The organism is Pseudotamlana agarivorans (assembly GCF_001642835.1).
Classification (GTDB): domain Bacteria; phylum Bacteroidota; class Bacteroidia; order Flavobacteriales; family Flavobacteriaceae; genus Pseudotamlana; species Pseudotamlana agarivorans.
In genome coordinates this window covers 1-1,249 of sequence record NZ_LXEI01000044.1, presented here as the reverse complement: position 1 = coordinate 1,249, position 1,249 = coordinate 1, and the positions used below count along the sequence as shown (strand labels likewise).

1 protein-coding gene is annotated in these 1,249 nt (G+C 30.6%); it reads right to left on the bottom strand.

The features are described from left to right. Nucleotides 1-1,229, bottom strand: a 1,229-nt coding sequence (locus tag A6I66_RS16350) for an MBOAT family O-acyltransferase (protein WP_067151958.1), incomplete at its 3' end; no start/stop codon positions are given. Nucleotides 1,230-1,249: the final 20 nt, after the last annotated feature.

The following is a 1,249-nucleotide window of genomic DNA, read 5'->3' as shown; positions in this document are numbered from 1 at the left end:
TTAAAAAAAGAAAGTGAAAAAATATTATTTAAATAACTTAGAGCATGATGGATATTCTCTGCTCTAAAAAACACCCAAGCTATAACTGTTAATCCAAAAGTAATTAGCATGCTAAAAAACTCTTTAAAATTCGGTAATGTCTTGCCGTGAGCTACATTTCCTAAATTAGTTCTGTTTCTCTTGAGAAGAAGTAAGGGTAAAAAATACAAAGCATTTAAAGCTCCCCAAGCTATAAAAGTCCAATTAGCACCATGCCAAAAACCACTTACTAAAAAGATGATAAATGTGTTTCGTACTTTCATCCAGGTACCACCTTTGCTTCCGCCTAGAGGAATATATAAATAGTCTCTGAACCAAGTTGACAATGAAATATGCCAACGTCTCCAAAATTCTGCAATATCCCTTGAAAAATAAGGAAAAGCAAAATTTTGCATTAAGTTAAAACCGAACAAACGAGAAGTTCCAATGGCAATATCGGAATACCCTGAAAAGTCTCCATAGATTTGAAATGTAAAAAAGATGGCTCCTAAAAAAAGAGTACTTCCATTGTATGAGTCAGAATTGTTAAATATTTCGTTAGCAAATTGAGCACATCCATCTGCTATTACAATTTTTTTAAAAAGCCCCCAAAGAATCTGACGTAAACCATCAACAGCATTCGAATAACTAAATTTTCTTTCTTTATGAAATTGAGGTAATAGATTTGTGGCTCTTTCGATTGGACCGGCTACTAGTTGCGGGAAAAAACTAACAAATGCAGCAAAAGAAATAAAATCGTTAGTGGGCTTTAATTTCTCTTTATAAACATCAATAGTATAACTTAAAGTTTGGAAAGTGTAGAAGCTAATACCTACAGGAAGTACTATATTTAATGATTGTACTCCTATGTTATAACCAAAAAAAGAAAATGCATTAATAAAGTTTTCAAGGAAAAAGTTGTAGTATTTAAAAAAACCAAGAAAGCCTAAATTAACGATAATACTAAGCCAAAGAAAAGCTTTCCGTTTATACAATGATTTTTCTTTAGATAGTTGTACCCCTATATAAAAGTCAATAATTGTACTGAATAGTATTAAAGTTAAAAAACGCCAATCCCACCAACCGTAAAATGTATAGCTGGCTATTACAATTAAGAAGTTTTGAAGCTTTAAGTTTTTATTGGTGACAAACCAATACAAACAAAAAACAATAGGTAGGAATACAGCAAAATCTAAAGAATTAAATAGCATTAAATTTATTTTTTATGAAA